The 21,936-nt window shown below is 43.9% G+C and carries 17 protein-coding genes and 2 pseudogenes; all 19 read left to right on the top strand.

Annotated features, from left to right (window positions below; genetic code table 11):
• The coding region (locus GC098_RS27250) for an OmpL47-type beta-barrel domain-containing protein (protein ID WP_171646347.1) at positions 1 to 615 on the top strand (615 nt) is incomplete at its 5' end.
• Positions 616 to 937: 322 nt separating this feature from the next.
• Entirely contained in the window at positions 938 to 1,897 is a 960-nt protein-coding gene (locus GC098_RS27255) for an ABC transporter permease (protein WP_246359007.1), read from the top strand.
• 39 nt (positions 1,898 to 1,936) lie between these two features.
• On the top strand, positions 1,937 to 2,806 hold the full coding sequence (locus GC098_RS27260; protein ID WP_246359008.1) for a carbohydrate ABC transporter permease: 870 nt from the start codon (positions 1,937 to 1,939) through the stop codon (positions 2,804 to 2,806).
• Between the two features lie 77 nt (positions 2,807 to 2,883).
• Positions 2,884 to 4,425: a DUF3502 domain-containing protein gene (locus GC098_RS27265; protein ID WP_171646349.1), complete on the top strand. Its 1,542-nt coding sequence runs from the start codon at positions 2,884 to 2,886 to the stop codon at positions 4,423 to 4,425.
• Positions 4,426 to 4,534: 109 nt separating this feature from the next.
• On the top strand, positions 4,535 to 5,821 hold the full coding sequence (locus GC098_RS27270; protein ID WP_171646350.1) for a Gfo/Idh/MocA family protein: 1,287 nt from the start codon (positions 4,535 to 4,537) through the stop codon (positions 5,819 to 5,821).
• Positions 5,815 to 7,581, top strand: a complete 1,767-nt coding sequence (locus tag GC098_RS27275) for a glycoside hydrolase family 35 protein (RefSeq protein WP_171646351.1) — start codon at positions 5,815 to 5,817, stop codon at positions 7,579 to 7,581. The genes GC098_RS27270 and GC098_RS27275 overlap by 7 nt, the downstream gene beginning before the upstream one ends.
• 104 nt (positions 7,582 to 7,685) lie before the next feature.
• Positions 7,686 to 7,895 (top strand): hypothetical protein, encoded by a 210-nt coding sequence (locus tag GC098_RS40340; RefSeq protein WP_246359009.1) that lies wholly within the window; start codon positions 7,686 to 7,688, stop codon positions 7,893 to 7,895.
• A gap of 95 nt (positions 7,896 to 7,990) precedes the next feature.
• Entirely contained in the window at positions 7,991 to 8,890 is a 900-nt protein-coding gene (locus tag GC098_RS27285; RefSeq protein ID WP_171646352.1) for an aldo/keto reductase, read from the top strand.
• A gap of 33 nt (positions 8,891 to 8,923) precedes the next feature.
• A pseudogene (locus GC098_RS27295) lies at positions 8,924 to 10,857 on the top strand (DUF8034 domain-containing protein).
• A complete protein-coding gene (locus tag GC098_RS27300; protein ID WP_171646355.1) occupies positions 10,854 to 11,708 on the top strand; it encodes an amidohydrolase family protein in 855 nt (284 codons plus the stop codon). The pseudogene GC098_RS27295 and the gene GC098_RS27300 overlap by 4 nt, the downstream one beginning before the upstream one ends.
• A 7-nt stretch (positions 11,709 to 11,715) precedes the next feature.
• Positions 11,716 to 12,039, top strand: a complete 324-nt coding sequence (locus GC098_RS27305) for an L-rhamnose mutarotase (protein ID WP_171646356.1) — start codon at positions 11,716 to 11,718, stop codon at positions 12,037 to 12,039.
• Entirely contained in the window at positions 12,036 to 13,637 is a 1,602-nt protein-coding gene (locus GC098_RS27310) for a glycoside hydrolase family 43 protein (protein ID WP_171646357.1), read from the top strand. Before GC098_RS27305 ends, GC098_RS27310 begins: the two co-directional genes overlap by 4 nt.
• Before the next feature lie 236 nt (positions 13,638 to 13,873).
• Positions 13,874 to 14,341, top strand: coding sequence for a DinB family protein (locus tag GC098_RS27315; RefSeq protein ID WP_171646358.1), 468 nt, complete (start codon positions 13,874 to 13,876; stop codon positions 14,339 to 14,341).
• Positions 14,342 to 14,383: 42 nt separating this feature from the next.
• Positions 14,384 to 14,622: pseudogene (locus GC098_RS27320) on the top strand (heterodisulfide reductase-related iron-sulfur binding cluster); the annotation flags it as partial.
• 247 nt (positions 14,623 to 14,869) lie between these two features.
• Positions 14,870 to 16,183, top strand: a complete 1,314-nt coding sequence (rpoN, locus tag GC098_RS27325) for an RNA polymerase factor sigma-54 (protein ID WP_171646359.1) — start codon at positions 14,870 to 14,872, stop codon at positions 16,181 to 16,183.
• A 31-nt stretch (positions 16,184 to 16,214) separates the two neighbouring features.
• The gene (locus GC098_RS27330) at positions 16,215 to 17,612 is read left to right on the top strand and encodes a sigma-54-dependent transcriptional regulator (RefSeq protein WP_171646360.1); all 1,398 of its coding nucleotides are present in this window, start codon (positions 16,215 to 16,217) and stop codon (positions 17,610 to 17,612) included.
• A 15-nt stretch (positions 17,613 to 17,627) separates the two neighbouring features.
• A complete protein-coding gene (locus GC098_RS27335) occupies positions 17,628 to 19,799 on the top strand; it encodes a sensor histidine kinase (protein WP_171646361.1) in 2,172 nt (723 codons plus the stop codon).
• Entirely contained in the window at positions 19,796 to 20,761 is a 966-nt protein-coding gene (locus GC098_RS27340; protein ID WP_171646362.1) for an ABC transporter substrate-binding protein, read from the top strand. The genes GC098_RS27335 and GC098_RS27340 overlap by 4 nt, the downstream gene beginning before the upstream one ends.
• Positions 20,762 to 20,926: 165 nt before the next feature.
• Positions 20,927 to 21,931, top strand: a complete 1,005-nt coding sequence (locus GC098_RS27345; protein WP_171646363.1) for an ABC transporter ATP-binding protein — start codon at positions 20,927 to 20,929, stop codon at positions 21,929 to 21,931.
• The last annotated feature ends 5 nt before the right edge of the window (positions 21,932 to 21,936 follow it).

The raw sequence follows: 21,936 nt of genomic DNA on the forward strand, positions 1-21,936 counted from the left end.
GTAAGCAATATTCATAAGATAGCTCCTGTAACCACCGCAACGTTAAGTCCGGCTGCGCCTAACGGCAAGAACAGCTGGTACACGACGGATGTGACCGTAAGCTTATCTGTAAGCGCTAGTGTTTACGGAGGCTCCGTAACAACGGAATACCAAGTGAATGATGGTGAATGGATCGTTTACACCGGCTCCATTCCAGCTTTCGGTGACGGAACTTATAAGCTCGGATTCCGCAGCAAGGATCAGGCAGGCAATGAAGAACAACTCAAAACCGTCGAATTTAAAGTCGACAAGACAGCACCAGTGCTTTCCGTCCAGTTGGATAAGACGTCGATTTGGCCAGCGAATCATAAAATGGTTACGATCAATGCCACGGTGAATTCTAGTGATGCTACATCGGGCGCTGAATCCGTGGTATTAACGTCCATCACGAGCAATCAACCGAATAACGATCCAAGCGACATTCAGGCCAATTTCGGTACAGCCGCCACTTCCTTTAGCTTGCGTGTAGAGAAGTCGCGTATCTATACCATCACGTACACGGCAACTGACAAAGCGGGCAACAAAAGGGTTACAACAGCAACCGTCAGAGTACCGCATGATCAATCTGGCGAGTAAGTAACAATCAATCGGGATATCAGGGTCAAATGAAAATCGTCAGTTTCCTTTGAGAAACTGACGGTTTTTTCCTATTTTTGGAGGACGCCCAATTGATTAGACTGAACTTAAAAGTCTCGGATAACCTGTTGGACATAACATGTGCTGGGAACGAGACAAATGAACTGAAAAAAAATTTTAGACAGGCTCTTTAGTGTATTGGAACGGCAAATACAATAAAATGCCTTTTTTACACCCGAAATTGCAATAAAACGCTTTTTTTACACTAGGATTCCTGAACTGGTTAAAGTAAGATGTGGTCAACAGAGAGGAGGTGAACATAATGGCTTACCCAGATGTGATGGCGCACCCAACTATAAAAGCTAGAAAACGAAACTCGTTCTGGCGAGGAATCAAACGCAATTGGGGTTTAATTAGTTTAGCGCTTCCAGGTTTAATATTCGTTATCGTTTTCCAATATTTTCCTATGTTTGGCTTAGTGCTTGCCTTCAAAGATTTCAACTTTGGTAAAGGGATTTGGGGCAGTGATTGGGTGGGTTTGAACAATTTTAAATTCTTTTTTACTTCGGATGCTGCTTTACAAGTAACACGAAACACCTTGTTATTGAACTTAAGTTTTATTATCTTAACAAATTTGGTTTCCATTGCTTTTGCGCTCATGCTTTTTGAACTGAGCCGCAAGGCGGTAAAGTTATATCAAACGACGTTGTTTTTCCCTTACTTTCTATCCTGGGTTGTGGTCAGTTATGTGACGTATGCCTTGCTTAATCCCCAATTGGGTGTAATCAATCATCTGTTAAAACAGCTAGGATTTGCTGAAATCAATTGGTATATGGAATCTAAATATTGGCCCTTTATATTAAGTCTTGCTTTTCTATGGAAAAACATCGGCTATTCCACGCTCATCTTTTATACGGGCCTTATGGGCATCGACAAAAGTTACTATGAGGCTGCGGCGATCGATGGCGCTTCCAAGTGGCAGCAGGTTCGTAACATATCCATACCGCTGTTAACCCCGCTTATTACGTTGATTTCCGTTTTGCAAATAGGCAAAATTTTTTACTCTGATTTCGGTATGTTCTATTTCCTAACTGCCGATTCTGGGGCGTTATATGCCACAACGGATGTTATTGATACGTATGTATATCGTGCTTTACGGGTGTCAGGGGATATCGGTATGGCAACTGCAATTGGACTGTATCAATCGTTGGTCGGGTTTGTGCTGGTACTGACGGTGAACTTCATTGTTCGAAAGATCAACAAAGAAAATGCGATTTTTTAGAAAAAAAGGGAAGTGGAGAGTATGGGTTTACGGAGAAACATGACTCTGGCAAGAGGACTTATTCATGGATGGTTTATCATATTTTCTATCTTCTGCATGGTTCCGCTGCTGTATGTCATTTCGATTTCGTTCTCAACAGAATCGGACATTGCTAAAGAAGGATATAGTCTTATTCCGAAAACGTTTACAACCTTTGCATATGACTACTTGTTACAAAGCCCCAAGCAACTGATTACCGGCTATTCCGTTTCCATCTCGGTGACTGTACTCGGAACGGCCCTCAGTTTGCTGATTACTGCCATGTTAGCGTATGCTTTGTCCCGTAAAGATTTTTCGGGAGCTAATGCATTATCTTTTATCATATTTTTCACACTCTTATTTAACGGAGGGCTCGTCCCTTGGTACATTTTGATCAAAAAGTATTTGCACATCGATAATTCTTTACTTGCTTTAATTTTACCATATGTGATTATGCCGTGGCATGTGCTGTTGATGAGAGGGTTTTTATCTGAAATTCCATCGGCACTCATAGAGTCAGCCAAAATAGATGGAGCGAAAGAGTGGCGAATCTTTTTTCAAATTATATTGCCATTAGCCAAGCCAGCTATGGCCACAGTAGGATTATTCATCGCTTTTATTTATTGGAATGACTGGTGGCTGGCCTTGCTTTATATCGATAATGAGAAGTTGGTTCCGCTGCAATATATGTTGTATAGGATTATGAACAACATTCAGTATTTGTCGAGTCATATCAAACCAGGTACTGTCAACATCGATATCAGCCAGTTTCCGAATGAAACGGCTCGTATGGCCATTGCGATCTTGGCAGCAGGACCGATTCTGATCGTGTTCCCGTTTTTCCAGAAATATTTCGTAAAAGGTTTAACAGTAGGTGCGGTTAAAGGCTAAGTTTCATTATTTTATTGGTTGTAGACGGCAGAGCCGTTACAATATAGAAAAACAAATACAGGGAGGTTTTATCAATTATGCAGAAAACATTTAAAGTAGTGGGCGTAGGTCTTGCATTAGGCCTAGCAATGTCCAGTATTTTAGCAGGATGCAGTTCGAAAAATGAAACTTCGAGCAGCCCATCGGCAGCTCCATCAGCTTCAGCAGCGGTATCACCGGCAGCAACCACTGCACCCAAGCTTGAGCCTGTTGAATTGACATGGTACTTAGACAATACGCCGCCAGCTGATGTTGCTACTGTAGAAGCAGCAATGAACAAAATTTTGCAAGAAAAGCTGAAGGTGACGCTTCATCTTAAATTCGTCGATTGGGGCGCGTATGACCAGAAGATGCAAGTGGTCAACGCTGCAGGCGAGAACTACGATCTTGCTTTCACGGCGAACTGGGCGAACAATTATTATCAGAATGTGAGTAAAGGCACCTTTATTCCTGTGGATGATCTTCTGCAAAAATATGCACCTACTATTCTGCAAACGATTCCGAAAATCGGCTGGGATGCTGCTAAAGTGAACGGGAAAATTTATGCGATTCCAAACTACCAAGTTTGGACGATGACGAATGCCATTGGTTTCCGAAAAGATTTGGCAGACAAATACGGCTTTAAATCGGAAAATGTGAAAACGTTGGCAGATCTAGAGCCGTTTCTAGCTCAAGTCAAACAAAACAATCCGGAAATGGTTCCATATGAAATGGATAAAGCCGGCACGTTTGGTGTAAACCTTGTTGCTTATGGCTTTGATGAAGTCGCTGGTCGTAACATTCCAGGTGCGATCAAATTGACTGACAGCTCCTTGAAAATCGTGAATCAATTCGAATCGGACGAATTCAAATCGTATGTGAATTTAATGAGAGATTGGAATAAAAAAGGTTATATTCGTAAAGACGCTGCAACGTTAGCCGACGGACAGGCCGATCGAAAAGCAGGTAAAACCGCAAGCCTTAGCTTGGGCAACATGGGGCCAGATGACCTTGATAATCCGCCGAATATTGGTAGTACAAGTTACCCTTCTTACGTTTCAAGAATAACACAGCCCTACCTGTTGACCAGTTCGATTATCGCAACGATGACAGGGATTAGCAGCACCTCTAAAAATCCCGAAAGAGCGGTTATGCTGCTTGACCTCTTATTTAAAGACAAAGAGTTGTACAATATTTTCGCAAACGGTATCGAAGGCAAGCATTATCAAAAACCAGAGGGCTACAAAAAAGTAGACATGAAAGACAGTACCTATAATCCACAGTTTGATTGGGAAATCGGCAACTCGTTCAACTCTCTCTTTATGAGTCCGACTGTAGCGGATGCATCTATCAAAATGAATCAATCTGCAAAGGGATCTCCTATTCTTGGCTTCACTTTCGATCCAAACCCGGTAAAAGCGGAAATTGCACAAACAGCTACAGTGACCGCGCAATACATACCGTTGCTGACAACGGGTTCTGCCGATACAGCGCAATTTTTACCAGAATTCATCGATAAACTGAAAAAGGCCGGAAGCGACAAAATTATCGCCGAAGAGCAGAAGCAAATCGACGCTTGGAAGCAAACGAAGGGGAAATAAGCCGTACTAATCTTTAGCAATAGGGAGTTTTCAAGCAGTGACATTTCAATATGTTAGTGTGTGAAAGCTCCCTTTTATCAAATTTACCCCTAGAAGGAGAAATCGCTAGATGACGAAAATAACAGCAGCTTTAATAGGAGCCGGACAACGAGGCGCCGATGCCTATGCAACCTATGCGTTGGATCACCCGGATGAAGTAAAATTTGTAGCCGTTGCCGAAATGAATCCCGTGAGGAGAGAGCGTTTCAAGCAGTCTCACGCAGTTAGGGAGGATCATGTTTTCGAGAGCTGGGAGCAGCTGCTTGCAGGACCGAAGATAGCTGATGCGATCCTCATTTGCACACAGGACCAAATGCATTACGAGCCTGCCATCCGAGCTTTGGAGAAAGGGTATCATGTACTGCTGGAAAAGCCGATGTCGCCTAGTCCGACCGAGTGCGTTGTGATGGGGGAATACGCCGAAAAATATAACCGGGTATTTTCGATATGCCATGTGCTTCGGTATACCGATTTTTTTGCAACGATTAAACGGCTGTTAGTAGATGGGGCGATTGGCCGTCTTATTTCCATTCAACATACGGAAAATGTAGAGCATAGGCATCAAGCGCATAGTTTTGTAAGAGGAAACTGGCGGAAATCCGAAACCTCCAGCCCTATGATTTTGGCAAAGAGCTGTCATGACATGGATATTTTGTCATGGTTGGTGGATGCCGACTGCACGAAAGTTTCCTCATTCGGATCACTAACGCATTTTCGCACCGAAAGTGCGCCGGTAGGAGCGCCATTACGCTGTTTGGACGGCTGTCCGGTTCAAAATGAATGCCCATATTATGCGCCTAAAATGTACCTTGAGAGAGACGACTGGGTTGGTACCGTGCTGCGCAACGTCGTCAGTAACGATCCAAGCGATGAAGGCGTCCTGCATGCTTTGAAGGATGGACCCTATGGCAGATGCGTCTACCATTGCGACAACAATGTAGTGGATCATCAAGTCGTTAATTTGGAATTCGCTAATGAGGTCACTGTCGCCTTCACAATGTGCGCTTTCACGCATGAAGGAGGGCGCTCGCTTAAGTTGATGGGCGCTCGCGGTCAGATTAGAGCAGATATGGATAGGAATGAAATCGAGGTCACCAGCTTCATAACTGGGTTAAAAGAAAAGATTTCTCTGGATTCGCCATTGGAAGGCCACGGTGGAGGCGATCACGGCATTATGCGGGATTTCGTCCGATTAGTCAGCAATGGAGGAGAAGAGGCTGGACTTACTGGTGCAAGGACTTCCGTACAAAGCCATCTGATGGCGTTCGCTGCTGAAAAGTCGCGTTTGGAGAGCAAGGTGATCCAAATGGCCGAGTATATGCAGGAATTGAAGATAAGGAGAACCGGAAAATGCTAAGCATCTCAGGTGAAAATTTTGTATTTAACGGCAAGCCGATCCGAATTTTATCGGGAGCTTTGCATTATTTTAGAATCGTTCCAGAGTATTGGCGAGATCGTCTTCTCAAATTAAAAGCTTGCGGGTTAAATACGGTTGAAACGTATGTGCCATGGAATTTGCATGAACCCAAAGAAGGCCAATTTAATTTTGAGGGGATTGCCGATATCGAGCAATTCATTCATTTAGCTGGAGAACTCGGTCTGCACGTGATTATTAGACCGAGTCCTTATATTTGCGCGGAGTGGGAATTCGGCGGGTTGCCTGCATGGCTTCTAAAGGAAGACAATATGCGGCTGCGCTGCGCTCATCGGCCATATTTGAATAAAGTTGATGCTTATTATGATGTGCTGTTGGCCAAATTGGTACCGCTGCTTTGTACGAATGGCGGACCGATTATTGCTATGCAAATCGAAAATGAGTACGGAAGTTATGGCAACGATAAGAACTATTTGATGTATGTGAAGCGGGCTATGATTGGGCGTGGCATAGACGTTCTATTATTCACATCGGATGGGTATACGGACAGCAACATGCAAGGAGGCACGCTTCTTCCGGATGTTTTGGCTACAACCAACTTTGGATCACGGCCGGATGAGGCGTTTGGAAAGCTGCTGGACTATCAGCCGAGTAAACCGTTCGTCTGTATGGAATTTTGGAACGGCTGGTTTGATCATTGGGGTAAAAAACATCATGTTCGAGAAAGTGAAGATGTAGCGCAAGTGCTGAATCGGATGCTGCAAATGGGAGCGTCAGTCAATTTTTATATGTTCCATGGAGGAACGAATTTCGGATTTTATAACGGTGCCAATGATTTGGGCAAATATGAGCCGACGGTGACCAGCTATGATTATGACGTATTGTTGAGTGAATCCGGTGATATTACCGACAAATATATCGCGATTCGCGAAGTGATCTCAAAATATACCGAAGTTGAAGCTATAGAATTGCCACTTCCTCTGCCGAAGAAACATTACGGTGAAGTGCGATTAAAGGAGCAAGCGCGGTTGTTTGACTCGCTTGCTTTGTTGACTAACCCGATTCACAGTGTATGTCCGGAACCGATGGAACGACTTGGTCAGAACTATGGATTTATTTTATATACAACATCTGTTCAAGGGCCATTATCGCAGACCAAATTGGCGATCCAAGAGGTGCGAGATCGCGCGCTCGTGTACCTTGATGGCGTGTTTCAAGGCGTTATCGAACGAAACACACACGATGTGACACCGAATATATTAGATCACGATATCGTGCTGGACATTCCGCCCGGAGGTGCAACATTAAGCATTTTGGTAGAAAATCAAGGGCGGATTAATTACGGCTATAACATGAAAGATCCGAAGGGAATTACCGAAGGTGTTCGTCTGGGTCTGCAATTCCTATATAATTGGACAATTCATACGCTGCCGCTGCATGATTTGGCTGCTCTGAAATATAACGATGCGCAAGCGACGAGCCCAATTACCCCAACATTTTACAGAGGAGTATTTCTAATTGATGAAGCAGGCGATACATTTTTGAAGTTGGATGGTTGGATCAAGGGTGTCGCTTTTATTAACGGCTTTAATCTTGGTCGCTATTGGGATATTGGCCCGCAAAAGACGTTGTACATTCCGGCTCCGTTGCTGCGGGAAGGGGAGAATGAGCTGGTGTTGTTCGAACTTCAGGGGATGAAAAATCCAGTAGTTCTTCTTCAAGATTACGCTGAGTTAGAATAGCCAGCCCCTTAGTTGAGGAGCCATTAAATGAGCAAAGTTTACATTCCAAAAGCCATACAATTGGCTGGACAACTAAGGCAAATCGGAGGGACTGCGCTTGTAAAATGTTGAAAGTGAAGTCGGTCATTTCCCAAACGGGCAACGAATTGGATAGCGTCCTTTACCATCAACAAGTTACAGAAGGCAATGTCATTCGCAACGCCACCGGTTACATTGACCGCATTAACTATTTTCACATTGCAGACAACCCCGGACGCAATCAGCCGGGTACGGGCGACCGAAGAAGCGCCATTGAAGACAAAAGCAAGCCTTAATTAGTTCATAAGATCAGTCGGTTAAGGGGATTTTCTCAAGACTGATTGCAATGAGATAGGGAAAGTTCCCTTTATTGAAAAAAGGAGCGATGAACGTGGAGTATACAATATTCGGTAAAACAGGATTGAAGGTATCCAAACTTGGCCTGGGCGGCGCTCCGCTTGCCGGTGATTTTGGCAGGACGGATGAAGCTGAAGTACAGCGTTTGATTCATGAGGCGATTGATTCGGGTATCAATTTCATTGATACCGCCCCCTTATATGGACGAGGCGAATCGGAGCGCCGCATTGGTAAAGCGCTGATCAGTCGCAGAGAGGGCATCGTACTGGCTTCCAAAGCAGTCAGGTCGGACATGACATACGATTACAACAGCACTATCCGATCTGTGGAAGATAGCCTGCAGCGGCTGCAGACGGATTGGATTGATCTTATGCAAATTCACGATGTGGAGAGTCAGCCGTATGAGCTTGTCGTGAACGAAACCGTTCCAGCGTTGCAAAAACTTAGACAAGACGGAAAAATCCGGTATATTGGCGTAACCACGAGAGATTTGCCGTTGCTTATGAGATTTATGGATACGAGGCTCTTCGATACAATCCAATTTTATGCCCGCTATATGTTACTGGATCATACGGCCAAGGACGAAGTGCTGCCATTTGCCAAGGAGTTGGGCGTCGGCGTGATCAACGGCAGTGTGCTCGGTATGGGCATTTTGGCTGATGCACCAGCTCATTTTCTGGACCATGAAACGCAAGCAAAAGCCAAAGATCGGATGGGAATGATAAGCTTCTTGCGAAAGTCGGAGCCTAAAGGGCTGATTGAACCCGCAATGCGTTTCAGCTTGAGCAACCCTGACATTCATATTACGCTGACGGGGACAGCTTCGCTTACTTCGCTGCGCACCAATTTGAACTTCTGTGATGGAAAGGGCTTGGAGTCTGAAGAGTTGAAAAAAGTGTACGCATTATTTCAGGGGCAGCCGTTGTTCAACTGAGGTAATCGCATTAATCGGAAGGAGAAATGTGCAATGATTTCATCTCATCGTCACGAATTGCCCGCATATGTCCGTGCATCGGAGCGCGTCGTTCCGCCTCAGTGGGCTCTGCAAGAACAGACTCTTTTTGAAACGCTGAACAAAGCGGCTAAAGAATTCGTTGAGCGGTATACGCACCCTGATGGCACGCTTATTTGGTTTGAGCATTGGCCGGGGATGGACGGGTCGGATGATCCATATGAAGGGTTTATGAATTTGGCGCTCCTGTATGTGATCGGAGGCAGCAGTGAGCTGCACGAGATTTCCCGGAAAATATGGGATGGCATTACATGGCAGTGGACGGAATACGGACAAATCCATCGTGAATTCGATGGGTACTATGATTGGATGCATCATGGAGAGGGCTACTTATATTTGTATTTTCTAGGATTGGCCGGACCTTCAACGCTCAAAGATCGACATCGGGCAATGAAGTTTGCGGGCATGTATACGGGTGATGATCCAGAAGCTCTTAATTACGATAAAGAACTGAAGTTGATCCGTTCCCATTGACGGGCAGCCGCGGTCCACGGTTTGAGGTATCCGAAGAGGATTGGAGTACGCATCGAGGTATTTTGGACGATTATCTGGCTCCGTATGAAGATATTCCAGGTGTGGATTTCCAAAGTCTCAAGTGTGCCTGGTCTAATGATGAGGTTTATCAAAATCTAATTAGCATGATGAATGAGAGAATGAATCGTGGGGACGTACCTCTGAATTTGAACGCAACAGGCTTGATTACACATGCATTCTTACATTCTGGAGATGAGAGCTTACGGAACTGGGTGATCGATTATGTGAATGCTTGGCAGGAGAGAACTCGTCAGAATGGCGGTATTATTCCGGACAATGTAGGGTTAACTGGTCAAATTGGGGAGTACAACGACGGCAAATGGTGGGGAGGCTATTATGGTTGGCGTTGGCCTCATGGCTTCATGACGATCATTGAGCCATTAACAAATGCCTGTATGAATAAAGTACTGCTAACAGGAAACATGAATGGACTTCAGCTAGCCAGAGAGCAGTTGGATCGAAACTGGGAACTCCGCGAAGAGCAAGAGGGCAAATTAGTTGTGCCCTATAAGCATTTTGATAGCGGTTGGACGGACTATCGCGAATCGATGCCGAAATATCCGATCTACCTCTGGTCGACGTCGATGGCGGATGAGGATTTAGAACGAGTTGAGCGTATTCCAAAAGATCATGATTGGAACGAAGTGATTGTACCAGCTTTCTCCGGGAGGGACCCCAAAACTGGTCGGGAAACCAAGCATTATATTGGGAACACGCAGCCTTGGTATCAATATATTCGCGGACTTAATCCGGATTATCCAGAGCGTATTCTAAATGCCAACTACGAAATGGTCGGGAAACAACTGGCCAAAATGAGATCGCCCGATGGTGATCCGCGAAATTGGTCGGAGCATTACAGTGAGGGCATTTACTCTGCTATTCACATATGGCAGGAAATGTGTCCGCTGTATTTCGAGGGACTTGTGCAGCTGACGCTTGGTGGGCCAATGCACATATCGCACGGGGGGCTGCAGCATGGACGAGTCAGGTATTTTGATGCTGACGCGAAGCGTCCGGGACTTCCTTCAGGCGTATCGGCATTAGTAGAGAAGTTAACCTCGGATTCAGTGACACTTCATTTGGTTAACACGAACCAGTTTGAAGATAGAGCGTTGGTTGTTCAGGCCGGCGTATTCGGTGAACATTATTTTTTACATGGAGAAATTATCAATACCAAAGGCGATGTGATCGGAACTGTGGCGGTTGAAGAGAAGTGGCTTCACGTATCGCTGCCTGCGGGAACAGGTATCACATTACGTATTGGGATGGAGCGTTTTGTTCATACTCCAACTTACGATATGCCTTGGCCGGATGCTGATAAGCAGACATTCATTCGGGGGCGAGATGTTAAATGATTATTGATGCACATCAGCATTATTGGAGGCTTGCGCGTGGGGATTATGCGTGGTTGTCTCCACAGGCCGGAGCGGTGTTGTATCGCGATTATATGCCGGAACAGTTAAAGCCTGACCTAAAGCAGAACAACGTGGTCGGTACTGTACTTGTACAAGCGGCAGCTACCATGGAAGAGACTGAATTTATGCTTGAAATTTGTAAACAGGAGGAAACGGTACTGGGCGTGGTCGGGTGGCTTGATCTAGAAGGAGCTGATTTTGAAAAACATTACCTCCGTTTTCGAGCTGATTCACACTTTATAGGCATCCGTCCAAACCTTCCAATTGTCGAAGATGGAGATTGGAGTCGTTATCCAAAGCTGCTCTGTAATTTAGCATTGCTTGATGAAGATGGATTCCCAATTGACTTCCTCATTGGTCCCTCTGATCTGCCTAGGATCGTGAAGCTGCTGGATCTCGTTCCAAAGCTTTCAGCTATCGTTGATCATCTTGCTTTTCCAGACATTACAGGAAAAGGGATTGGCGCTTGGACGGATGGCATGAATCTGATTGCCCAGTTTAAGAATACGGCTTGCAAGCTGTCAGGGCTGGCTACTGGTGCTGGAGGAATGCCTTGGCTGGCCGTAGATGTTGCACCTTATGTCGAACGTATCTGCGAAGTGTTCGGATCGGAAAGAATCTTATTCGGAAGTGACTGGCCCGTTTGCTTGCAAGCTGGCAGCTTCACAGAGATTTTAGAAATAGCACGTGAGGCGCTGCCATCTTCGCTAACGCCATCGCAGCGTAATGCTATTTTTGCCGGGAACGCCGCTCGGATTTACCGATTGGATGTGAAAGAGATGAAGGAGTGAGGAAGAGATGGAGACAAACAGTATGACAACGATCAAAGTGGCACATCTTCACCCGGATCAAGTCGAACGCTATGAACAACTTCATCGCGACATTCCTGCTGGGAACGAGAAACACATGCGGGAAGCAGGCATTGTATCTTTGCGTATTTTTCGCGAAGGACTGATCTTGTTTATGATCGTCGAAACGGATCTCTCACTAGAGCTTCCAACTCGTATAGTAGATCAGCAGTTAGAAGAAGAATGGCGCCGATTGACCGGTGTATGTTTTTCGAGGTTTTGGCAGGATGCAAACGAGATTTATCGGTTTCAGAGAGAGGAGTCCAAAGAATGAAGGGACTAAACAGAATTATCGAAAACCCGATTGTACCCGGTGATAACCCCGATCCTTCGATTGTCCGCGTTGGAGCGGATTACTATATGGTGACCTCGACGTTTCAGTTTTTCCCTGGCGTTCAAGTCCTCCATTCCAGGGATTTGGCTCATTGGAAAGCTATCGGTCATGTCATTACGCGTAAGAGCCAGCTTGATTTGACGGGAATGCCGGATTCCTTCGGCGTTTTTGCTCCGGACATCTCATATTATGACGGAAAGTTTTGGGTGGTTGTACCTTATTATCACGGTCAACCACGATGCACGAATTTACTTTTCGTCGCAGACCGCCCGGAAGGACCATATAGCGAAGCAATCATGCTTAATCATCATTTCATTGATCCATCTATTTTCAACGACGATGACGGCAAACGCTATTTGGTATTTGGCGGCGGATGGGTTCACGAAATGGCCAATGACGGCTCGCAATTGATCGGCGAAGCGAAGCAGGTATGGCCGGGAACCGGCGGAGCCGCTCCGGAAGCCCCGCATATCGTGAAACGGAACGGTTGGTATTATTTAATGTTGGCGGAAGGAGGCACCTTCTTCGAGCATAAGGAGACGCTTGCACGTAGCCGCAGCATCTGGGGGCCCTATGAACCCTGTCCCCATAATCCGGTCTTGACGCAAAAAGACCCTAATAAATGTATACAGAAGGTAGGACACGGTAAACTTGTCGAGGACACTGACGGCAATTGGTGGATGTTTCATCTCGGTGGCCGCCCGCTGATTCCCGGAGGTTCCTGTCCACTCGGACGAGAAGCATTTCTCGAACCTGTTCGTTGGACAGAGAATGATTGGTTTATTGTTGGTGATGAGGGATCTCCTGTGGATCGTTTGACGCTACCTTTGATTGAAGAGGGTTCGGACGTAGGGCATTCAATTGAAATAGATCATTTTACAGAGACTGAGCTTTCTGCGAATTGGGAATGGGTGCGACATCCAGTAGAGTGTGGATATGAATTGAACCGAGTGGGACTGCAATTGAATTGCAAACCCTTTATTCCTTTTGGCCTCGGATCCACGCTTATTTTAACTAGACGTTGGCAGCACTTCGGTTTTGAAGCCACAACCAAGCTGCTGTTTGAACCCAAAAGCAGAGGCGAGGAAGCCGGTATGACGCTTTATCGTGACTCGGATTCGTTTCTTTTTTTCTCCATACGTTATGGTATTGGTCAAACATCAGGTCAGAGTTTTGATGTTAGTCGCTTAAACGAAAATCAAGAGTTTGATGGACTATACTTGGAAATCGATCAGTACGTGGCCGTGAATAAAAAAATGCTCGCCAGGGTAAGGCTTACGATTGAACCGGGTCATCCTATTTGGCTGAAGGTCTTTTTGAAAGCTGAGACGCAGCATTTGACCTTTCTTTATTCGGTGGATGGGATCACGTTTATGGATTTGGGAGTTGAACTTTCAGCGGAATCCCTATATCCCGAAGCTTATAATCGCTTTTTGTGTTTCACGGCGCCAAGAATCGGTATATATGCCAAGGGTGTTTATGGAGAGCCGGAAGGGCAGGTGCTTTTTCAATCATTTGAGTACCAAGCTAGTAAGTAAAGTTGATCGATTCTTCCATCCCCGTACGAGCCCCAACGTGCTGGTGATGGCTTCTTTATAAGAATTTGGCTATGTTAAATATCAATGTTGATATTTGATATTTACGAACGCGTTTGTTCTATAATTAAAGTAACATTGTCGTTCGGAGATGATTTACCTAATTAGACAGACTTCATTTTCTTCGTAATCTAACGACTACCATTTGAAAAAGAAATATTTAATAAAAGGAGGTTGAGATGATAACGTTGTTTCAGTATAACTGGATGGTAAGAGATGAATGGTTTGATCTGTGCAAGCAAATTCCAACGGAGGAATTGTTGCGTAATCGAATTGGTGGGGCAGGCTGCATTCTTTATACACTTTTCCATATTTCAGACGTGGAATGTAGTTGGATTCGTGGAATACAAGGTAAGCCAGATATCCAAGTGCAATTTGAGGACTATAAGACACTCCAGCAAGTAAAGGAACTTTCCGATTCTTGGCTCAATGAAACACAAGCATTCCTGAATACATGGTCCAATGATTTCGAAAATGAAATTGTGACTGTTCCGTGGGCTGAAGGACGTTATACCAAAGGTGAAATACTACACCATGTAATTGCACATGAAGTTCATCATATGGGTCAAATATCCATATGGGCAAGAGAGATTGGGATTCAACCGATATCAGCCAATGTAATTGGTAGAGGATTGTTTAAAATGTAAAAATAACGATGAATGATAGTTAGATTAGCCGCCTATTTAATGAGCGGTTTTCCCAACAAAGTGACCTATCACCCATCTTGTCACGGTAGTCGACTCTTAGGTGTGAAAGAAGAACCCCCTATGCTGCTCATGCAGCATGTCCGTGACTTGGAGCTTCTACCACTCCGCATGCGGAGGATTGCTACGGGTTTGGTGGCGCATTTGCTGTGAAAATGTTTGATATTTCCGGTGCCATGGTGTCCGAGAAATCCGAACCGGAAGCAGAAGTGTTGGTTGCTCTGATTGAAAAAAGCAAGGCTGCTGGCATGAAGATATCGATACTGTGCGAAAAAAACAAAATGAGAAGGCAATCGGTTCAAATCTGTTGCCTTTTCCCCGCTAACGGGTAGATTTACTGAAAGTGTAATGGATTATAACGATTTCTGTACTGTTGATTTTATCTACAGTTCATTTGAAACAAAAATCTTGTTCTTTCTTATTTGCCAGCTGCTACTGTATAATATTTATACAATCGAATGGCAGGTGAGAATGTTGAACTTAAGTCCCACTGTATTGCTGCAGCAAAGCCAAAGCCTTTCAATAAGCCCGAAAATCTTACAATCGATTCATGTTTTGCAGTTATCTTCAGTCGATTTAGTTAGTTATTTGCAGGAGCAATCGTCTGAAAACCCTTTGCTAGATGTATTATGGACCGATAACATAAGCAGTCAGAGAACGAAGAACAAGCTAAATGGGGTATCCTCAAACACTGTTGTTTCTTTGTTAGAGCTTACAGCGAACCAAGAGGATACTCTGGAAATGATGCTTGTAAGCCAGCTTCGACTGGCTAATCATTCTGATCGTCAATACAAAATTGCGAAATTTTTAGCCGGTAACTTAAATGAAAATGGTTATTTAACAATTACACCTAAGGAAGCAGCGCAATGCCTGCATGTTTCGGAGGAAGAAGTAACAGAAGCCTTGGATAAAGTTCAAGCATTGGAACCTGCAGGAATTGCAGCACGAACACTTCAAGAATGCTTGGAAATTCAAATTCGGCGGGATGAAAATGCTGATCCCTATGCCGAAAAGTTAGTCAGCTGCTACTTAAATGAATTAGGTGCCGGGAAATGGAAGTATTTGGATCGTGAATTAAATATTCCTTTAGATAGGATAAAGCAATCTCTCGCTTATATTCGCACTCTGAATCCCAAGCCAGGACTTGCCTACAAGCACCATCAGAACTTGGATATAATACCGGACGCTGTCATTCAAAAGTTTTTAAATCGTCATATGGTTTCGTTAAATCAGGCTGGAATACCGAAAGTTTCTTTAAATAAACAAGTCCAGCAGCTTATATTTGAAAGCGGTTCCAAGGAAGCTGAAGAATATATGAAGAAGCATGTTCAAACAGCAATGGGGTTAATTCAAAGCTTAGAGGATAGGCAGCATACCCTATTTAGAGTATTGGAAGCGATTACGGAAGAGCAGATGATGTTTTTGGATAAAGGGTCGTTCTTTTTAAAGCCATTGAATTTGAAAACCATAGCAGAGAGGCTGCAGCTCCACGAATCCACCGTAAGTCGAGCCATTCAGAATAAAGTCGTACAAACGCCGCAAGGTATGTATGAATTAAAATTTTTCTTTGCAAAAGGTCCTTCAACGGCGGATGGAGAAGCAGCTTCCGCTGAACGGATTAAATGTCGGATTCAAGAACTAATCGATGGTGAGAATAAAAGCAAACCTTTATCTGATCAGCAGCTTACCGAAATTATGAACAAGGAAAACCTTCCAATTTCCCGCAGAACGGTAATGAAGTATAGGGAAGAAATGAATATTTTATCTTCGCGGTTGCGAGGATGAGCTAACATAAGCAGTTTGGAGGTAAGTAAAAATGACATATTCCTTTGGAATATTAACCGTAGATGACGAAGAAAATCTGTGTCGTATTATTTCCCATAAGTTGAAGAAGTCAGGCTTTCGAACATTTCATGCCTTAACAGGAGAAGCTGCATTGCATACGATTGCGGAGAAGGATATTGATGTTATAATTCTGGACTATATGCTTCCAGACCTTACAGGACTAGAGCTGCTGCAAAAGATCAAGATTGATTTCCCACACATCGAAGTGATTATGCTAACTGCATACGGAAATGTGGAAAACGCAGTCAAAGCCATGAGACTGGGTGCATTTGATTATTTGAATAAGCCGAGTGAGCTTGAATTAATTAAAGATGTGGTTGTAAAGGCTTGTGAAAGCAAGCGGCTTCAGCTTGAAAATCAGATGTTGAAGGAAGAGCTAGCATCAACGAGCGATCATGAGGAGTTGGTGTTTCAAAGCACAAAAATGAAAGAAATCCGCGAGCTTTTCCATAAAGTTAAAGAGACCGATGCTTCCATCTTAATTTTAGGGGAAAGCGGGGTAGGAAAAACCGCTCTCTCTAAGTGGGTTCATAAGCACAGCAATCGCAGAGACAATCCATTTGTATCCATCAATTGCGCAGCGATTCCAGATTCCCTATTAGAAAGTGAGCTATTCGGCTATCAGAAGGGTGCTTTTACGGGAGCAACGGAGACAAGAGCAGGAAAATTCGAAGCAGCTGACAGCGGAACCATTTTTCTCGATGAAATTGGAGAGATGCCGCTTGCTATGCAAGCTAAGCTGCTTCATATCATTGAGGAAAAGACGTTCATGAAGCTTGGGAGCAATTCTTACCGCAGTGTAGATGTAAGAATTATTACTGCAACGAATAAAGACATTAAAATGCTGATGAAAGAAGGGAAATTCCGTCAAGATTTATATTACCGTTTGAACTTGGTGGAGATTGAAATTCCTCCTTTAAGAGAGCGGAAAGAAGATATTCCTCAAATGATCGCCAACTATATTCATAAACTAAATAATAAATACAACAAGCAAGTCATATTATCCGATGAAACGGTTGCAAAGCTCACCTCTCACGATTGGCCCGGTAATATCCGGGAGTTGCTGAACATGCTGGAAAGATTGCATATCGTACATTCAAAGGGTGTCATTCATATTCAGGATCTATCCGATGAAATATTTAGATCTCAGCAACAAGAACAGCAACAAGAACAAGAACATGAACAAGAATCTAAAGGAACGAGTAAAAAAAGTGCCGGACAGCTGAATTTGCAAAAGGTGTTGGAAGAAGTAGAAGAAGACCTAATCACCCGGGCACTTGAGGAAGTTGGCGGCAATCAAACCCGAGCAGCAAATCTGTTAGGTATTTCAAGGCACACGCTTATCTACAAAATAAAAAAAATAAAATAAGGATGGGCAGACATTATGGCATCGAAGTTTTATAACCATCCGATCACATCCATCTCCAGCAGTATTAAGATGAAATATCTGATGATCTATTCTGTCATTATTATTGTTCCTGTTCTCCTGATCTATACGATTATTCTTGACTATACCCATAGGGTAGTTGAAGAGGATATTGTTAGGAAAAATATGCTAAGCGCTGATGCTTTGGTGAAGCGGTTCAATACTGAAATCTCAGATGCGGTTCTGCAAGTGCAATTGATCGCAGAGGTGGATGAAAGAAACAAGCTCAATACCCAAAGAATGTATGAACGAGCCAAGCAAACCATTGCCAGCAGCTCGATGATTCAGTCAATCACAATGGTTGATGCTCAAAAGCAAATGCTTTTTGAGGCGCCTTTTGCCTTGCATACAGTCATGACGACCTATAATTCCCCTAACTTCGACATTGTTCGTTGGAGCAGAAATTATGCGGTTTCCGATGTACATCAGAACCCTCGCGGAGAGCGGGTCGTAAGTATTTCGATCCCAGTTATAGGCACTAATGAACAGTTTATAGGCGTTATGGTTGCAGAGCTAAGCCGTGATCATCTTTCGGAAGTGTTAAGTGTCAATAGTGTACCCAACAATGGATTTAGTTTCCTGGTGGACAGTAATGGTGAGGTTATTGCATCTACCGTTGTCTCTGAAATTGGCATAAATACGTCTACTCTCCCGGCTACAATGGAGTTGTCCCGTTATACCTCAGGCTCGATGAAAGGCAACTATCTTAACGAGCCGAGTATTATGGCTTACAAAACGATGTGGGATGGATGGGGGCTTGTCTTCGGTGTGCCGGATCGATATGCCTTTAAACCATTGACTGACCTGACAAGGGCAATCACAGGCACTTTTATTTGTATTCTATTGTTAACATTTTTATTTATTGGACTCGGTGTACAAAAAATATTACAACCCATCGTGAAGTTGACCCAATTTGCCAGAAGTATCGAACGCAACGACCCGCTCACAATTACACCCAAAGTATCGAGCCAATCCAATGATGAAATTGGGGTTCTATGGAAAACGATGATGGCAACGGCGTTAAGCTTACGTGAGAAGCAGAAAATGGTCGAGGATAATGAACGGTATTTGCGCGATATGATTGAAGGCATTCCTTATGCCATATTAACAGTAGATAATGAAGGCATAATTACGCATATCAACAGGCAGTTTGAACAAATTACAGGATATCCCAGAAATGACATCATGGGAAAACTTTTATCTGAAATTCCGATAAAAAACAAGGATGCCGACTTCGTTTTGTTGAACACTTTAAATTCCGACCGCATTGGTGAGGATGCGGAAACCTACATTATGAACGCCAATGGACAAAAGCATGTTGTAAAGATAGCGACTTCAAAATTATATAATATTCAAGGTGGGAATATTGGCAGCATCGCTGTATTACAGGATATTACCCAATTGAAACTCCTTGAAGAACATGCTAAGCAAAGCGAGAAGCTTGCCTTAATCGGACAAATCAGCACAGGCATAGCGCATGAAATCAAAAATCCGCTGGCTATTCTTTTCGGCGCATCTGAGCTGCTAAAAGAAGAAGTCGATTCTGAACCTAGGGGAGAAAGTATAGATGAATTGGTGAACGACATTTACCGTGTGGTAAGACGTATGAATGGTATTGTCACTCAATTTCTATCTTTTTCAAAGATGAATAATGAAATAGACGAATTAATCCGGATGGACAAGCTGCTGGATGAGGCGCTGCATTTATTGAGAATTAAGCTGCGCGATGCCAAAATCAACACAATTAAGGATTACCCGCCTCAGCAGACTACAATGAGTGGGAAATATAATAAATTAATGCAAGTATTTTTAAATTTGATCATCAATAGTATTGAAGCGATGCCTAATGGAGGAACATTAAGCATAAGGACATTGGTGAGCGCGGAGAATGGTAAAAGGCTATTCGTTGTCGAAGTGAAAGATACCGGAGCGGGTATTTCCGACCAAACGATGGAATGGCTGTTTAACCCATTTTTTACGACGAAACAGGAGGGCTCTGGATTGGGGCTCACGATTGCTAGAGATATCGTTATGGAGCACGGCGGGGAGCTGCAAATTCAAAGTCGTGTGGATGAGGGAACTACGATGAGGTGTAAATTCCCCATAACGGAGAGGGAGAGTACACGATGAAAAAGAAGTCAGCGACTATCATAACGCTGTTGATTGTTCTATCTCTGTCTGCTGCGATATTCATTGCGTATATGTTTAGCATGTGGAAGAAAGATAAAGCTAGTATCGCTGAAGATCTGTCCTCAAGCATGAAGCCTGTCATTACCATCGGTTCCAAATCCTTCACAGAGCAATACCTGCTCACGAAAATGACCGGTATTTTACTAAGAGAAAACGGGTTTGCCGTAAAGGAAATTATTTTTAAAGGGAGTACGAGTATTCGTTCTGCCATTGAAGCCGGAGTCATTGACCAATATTGGGATTATCCCAATACGGCGATACCTTTTTATCATCATAAATCTGTCATTATCGATGCCAATGAGGCGTTTCGCACGGTCGCGGAGGAAGATAAGAAGATCGGCCTGCATTGGCTGCCCATGACCACCGAAATTAACAATACCTGGACGCTGCTGATCAAGAAAGATCTGAAGGAGCAGTATGGTATCAAGACAATTAGCGACTTGAGCAAATATGCGAAGGAACAAAAGCCGCTCAATATGGCTACCAATAGTGAATTTCTTATTCGTGGTGACGGCATGGAACAATTTCAGAAGGTATATAAATTGGATATTCCGCGTGAGAATATTATCGTTTCCGATACGAAGCTATTCGCGCAGGCTGTGAAAGAATCACGCGTCCAAGCTGCAGTTGGTTTCGCCTCGGATGGCCGGATCAAGGCTTATGGCTTGGTCGAGCTAGAGGATGATCGCCATTTCTTTCCCCCGTATAATCCGGCACCAGTTGTTACGACTCGAATTTTAAATCAGCATCCGCAGGTGGAGACGTTATTAACAGGTCTCTCGCAAAAGATAGATCATGACAAGTTTATGTCTTTTCTTTATAAGGCAGACGTTCTGCATGAGGATGTAACCGAACTAGCAAGACAATACTTAATCGATTCAGGTTTAATTAAGAAAAAGTGAAAAAATCATACAGTGTGTAAAAACTCTACAACTAAATTGTAGAGTTTTTACACAGTTTGAAGTGCGGCTCTTGAAAAGAGCCGTATTTTTGTATGCAAAATAATTGGCACGGTTTTTGCTATATAAATAATGAGGAATAAATATATAACTTCTAGGGGGGATACAATGATCCGGTTTGAAAGCGTTAGCAAAGCTTATGCAGAAGTTCAGACGTTGGTCGATATTAGCTTTGAAGTTCAGAATGGCGAAATCGTTTCCTTAATCGGACCGAGCGGATGCGGCAAGACAACGACGCTGCGTATGGTCAACCGGCTGATCGAGCCATCATCCGGGAAAATTTTTGTCCAGGATGAAGATATTTCAAAATTAAACGCAGTGGAACTCAGACGCAATATTGGTTATGTCATTCAGCAAGTCGGTCTACTGCCGCATATGACGATCGGCAAAAATATTGGACTCGTACCCAAGTTGAAAGGGTGGAAAGAGAAGGACTATTCACAACGAATCGATGATTTGCTTGATATGGTCGGACTTGATCCGAAAGTATTCCGAAATCGTTATCCGTCTGAATTAAGCGGAGGGCAACAGCAACGTATTGGCGTCATTCGAGCGTTGGCCGCAGAACCGCCTATTGTGCTAATGGATGAGCCGTTTAGCGCACTCGATCCGATCAGTCGGGAGCAGCTGCAAGATGAGCTTGGAAAACTGCAGAAGGAAATTAATAAAACAATTCTGTTTGTCACACATGATATGGATGAGGCCTTAAAAATCTCCGATCGTATCGCAATTATGGACAAAGGGAGTATTGTACAGCTGGACACGCCAAAACATATATTGAGCCGACCAGCCAATCGCTTCGTTAGCGAGTTTATCGGGGAAAAGCGATTGAATGTACCTCGTGCTGACTCAAAAGCGACGGTCGCTCAGTTCATGATTCGATTGGAAGCGCTTCAACATCCATTGAATAAGGCAGACGATCGAGTGGAATCGCTTACTGTTAAGCATGCTCCTATGATTGAGTCTGATGAATGCTGGGAGAAGGCAGCAGCACGGATGCTCGAGTATAAAGTTAACGCACTTCCTGTTGCTATGCGTGGAGAAGTCGTTGGTTACGTAACGAAGGAAAGTATTCTCGGCGGTCTATCGGGCGTAGAGATGAGGATTAGTTAAGAAAG

Source organism: Paenibacillus phytorum, assembly GCF_013141715.1.
GTDB lineage: Bacteria > Bacillota > Bacilli > Paenibacillales > NBRC-103111 > Paenibacillus_E > Paenibacillus_E phytorum.

Excerpts from the sequence above, each read along its gene's own strand:
- GC098_RS27255 (WP_246359007.1), top strand. The coding sequence starts at position 938 with ATGGCTTACCCAGATGTGATGGCGCACCCAACTATAAAAGCTAGAAAA.
- GC098_RS27260 (WP_246359008.1), top strand. The coding sequence starts at position 1,937 with ATGACTCTGGCAAGAGGACTTATTCATGGATGGTTTATCATATTTTCT.
- GC098_RS27265 (WP_171646349.1), top strand. The coding sequence starts at position 2,884 with ATGCAGAAAACATTTAAAGTAGTGGGCGTAGGTCTTGCATTAGGCCTA.
- GC098_RS27270 (WP_171646350.1), top strand. The coding sequence starts at position 4,535 with ATGACGAAAATAACAGCAGCTTTAATAGGAGCCGGACAACGAGGCGCC.
- GC098_RS27275 (WP_171646351.1), top strand. The coding sequence starts at position 5,815 with ATGCTAAGCATCTCAGGTGAAAATTTTGTATTTAACGGCAAGCCGATC.
- GC098_RS40340 (WP_246359009.1), top strand. The coding sequence starts at position 7,686 with ATGTTGAAAGTGAAGTCGGTCATTTCCCAAACGGGCAACGAATTGGAT.
- GC098_RS27300 (WP_171646355.1), top strand. The coding sequence starts at position 10,854 with ATGATTATTGATGCACATCAGCATTATTGGAGGCTTGCGCGTGGGGAT.
- GC098_RS27305 (WP_171646356.1), top strand. The coding sequence starts at position 11,716 with ATGGAGACAAACAGTATGACAACGATCAAAGTGGCACATCTTCACCCG.
- GC098_RS27310 (WP_171646357.1), top strand. The coding sequence starts at position 12,036 with ATGAAGGGACTAAACAGAATTATCGAAAACCCGATTGTACCCGGTGAT.
- GC098_RS27315 (WP_171646358.1), top strand. The coding sequence starts at position 13,874 with ATGATAACGTTGTTTCAGTATAACTGGATGGTAAGAGATGAATGGTTT.
- rpoN (WP_171646359.1), top strand. The coding sequence starts at position 14,870 with ATGTTGAACTTAAGTCCCACTGTATTGCTGCAGCAAAGCCAAAGCCTT.
- GC098_RS27330 (WP_171646360.1), top strand. The coding sequence starts at position 16,215 with ATGACATATTCCTTTGGAATATTAACCGTAGATGACGAAGAAAATCTG.
- GC098_RS27335 (WP_171646361.1), top strand. The coding sequence starts at position 17,628 with ATGGCATCGAAGTTTTATAACCATCCGATCACATCCATCTCCAGCAGT.
- GC098_RS27340 (WP_171646362.1), top strand. The coding sequence starts at position 19,796 with ATGAAAAAGAAGTCAGCGACTATCATAACGCTGTTGATTGTTCTATCT.
- GC098_RS27345 (WP_171646363.1), top strand. The coding sequence starts at position 20,927 with ATGATCCGGTTTGAAAGCGTTAGCAAAGCTTATGCAGAAGTTCAGACG.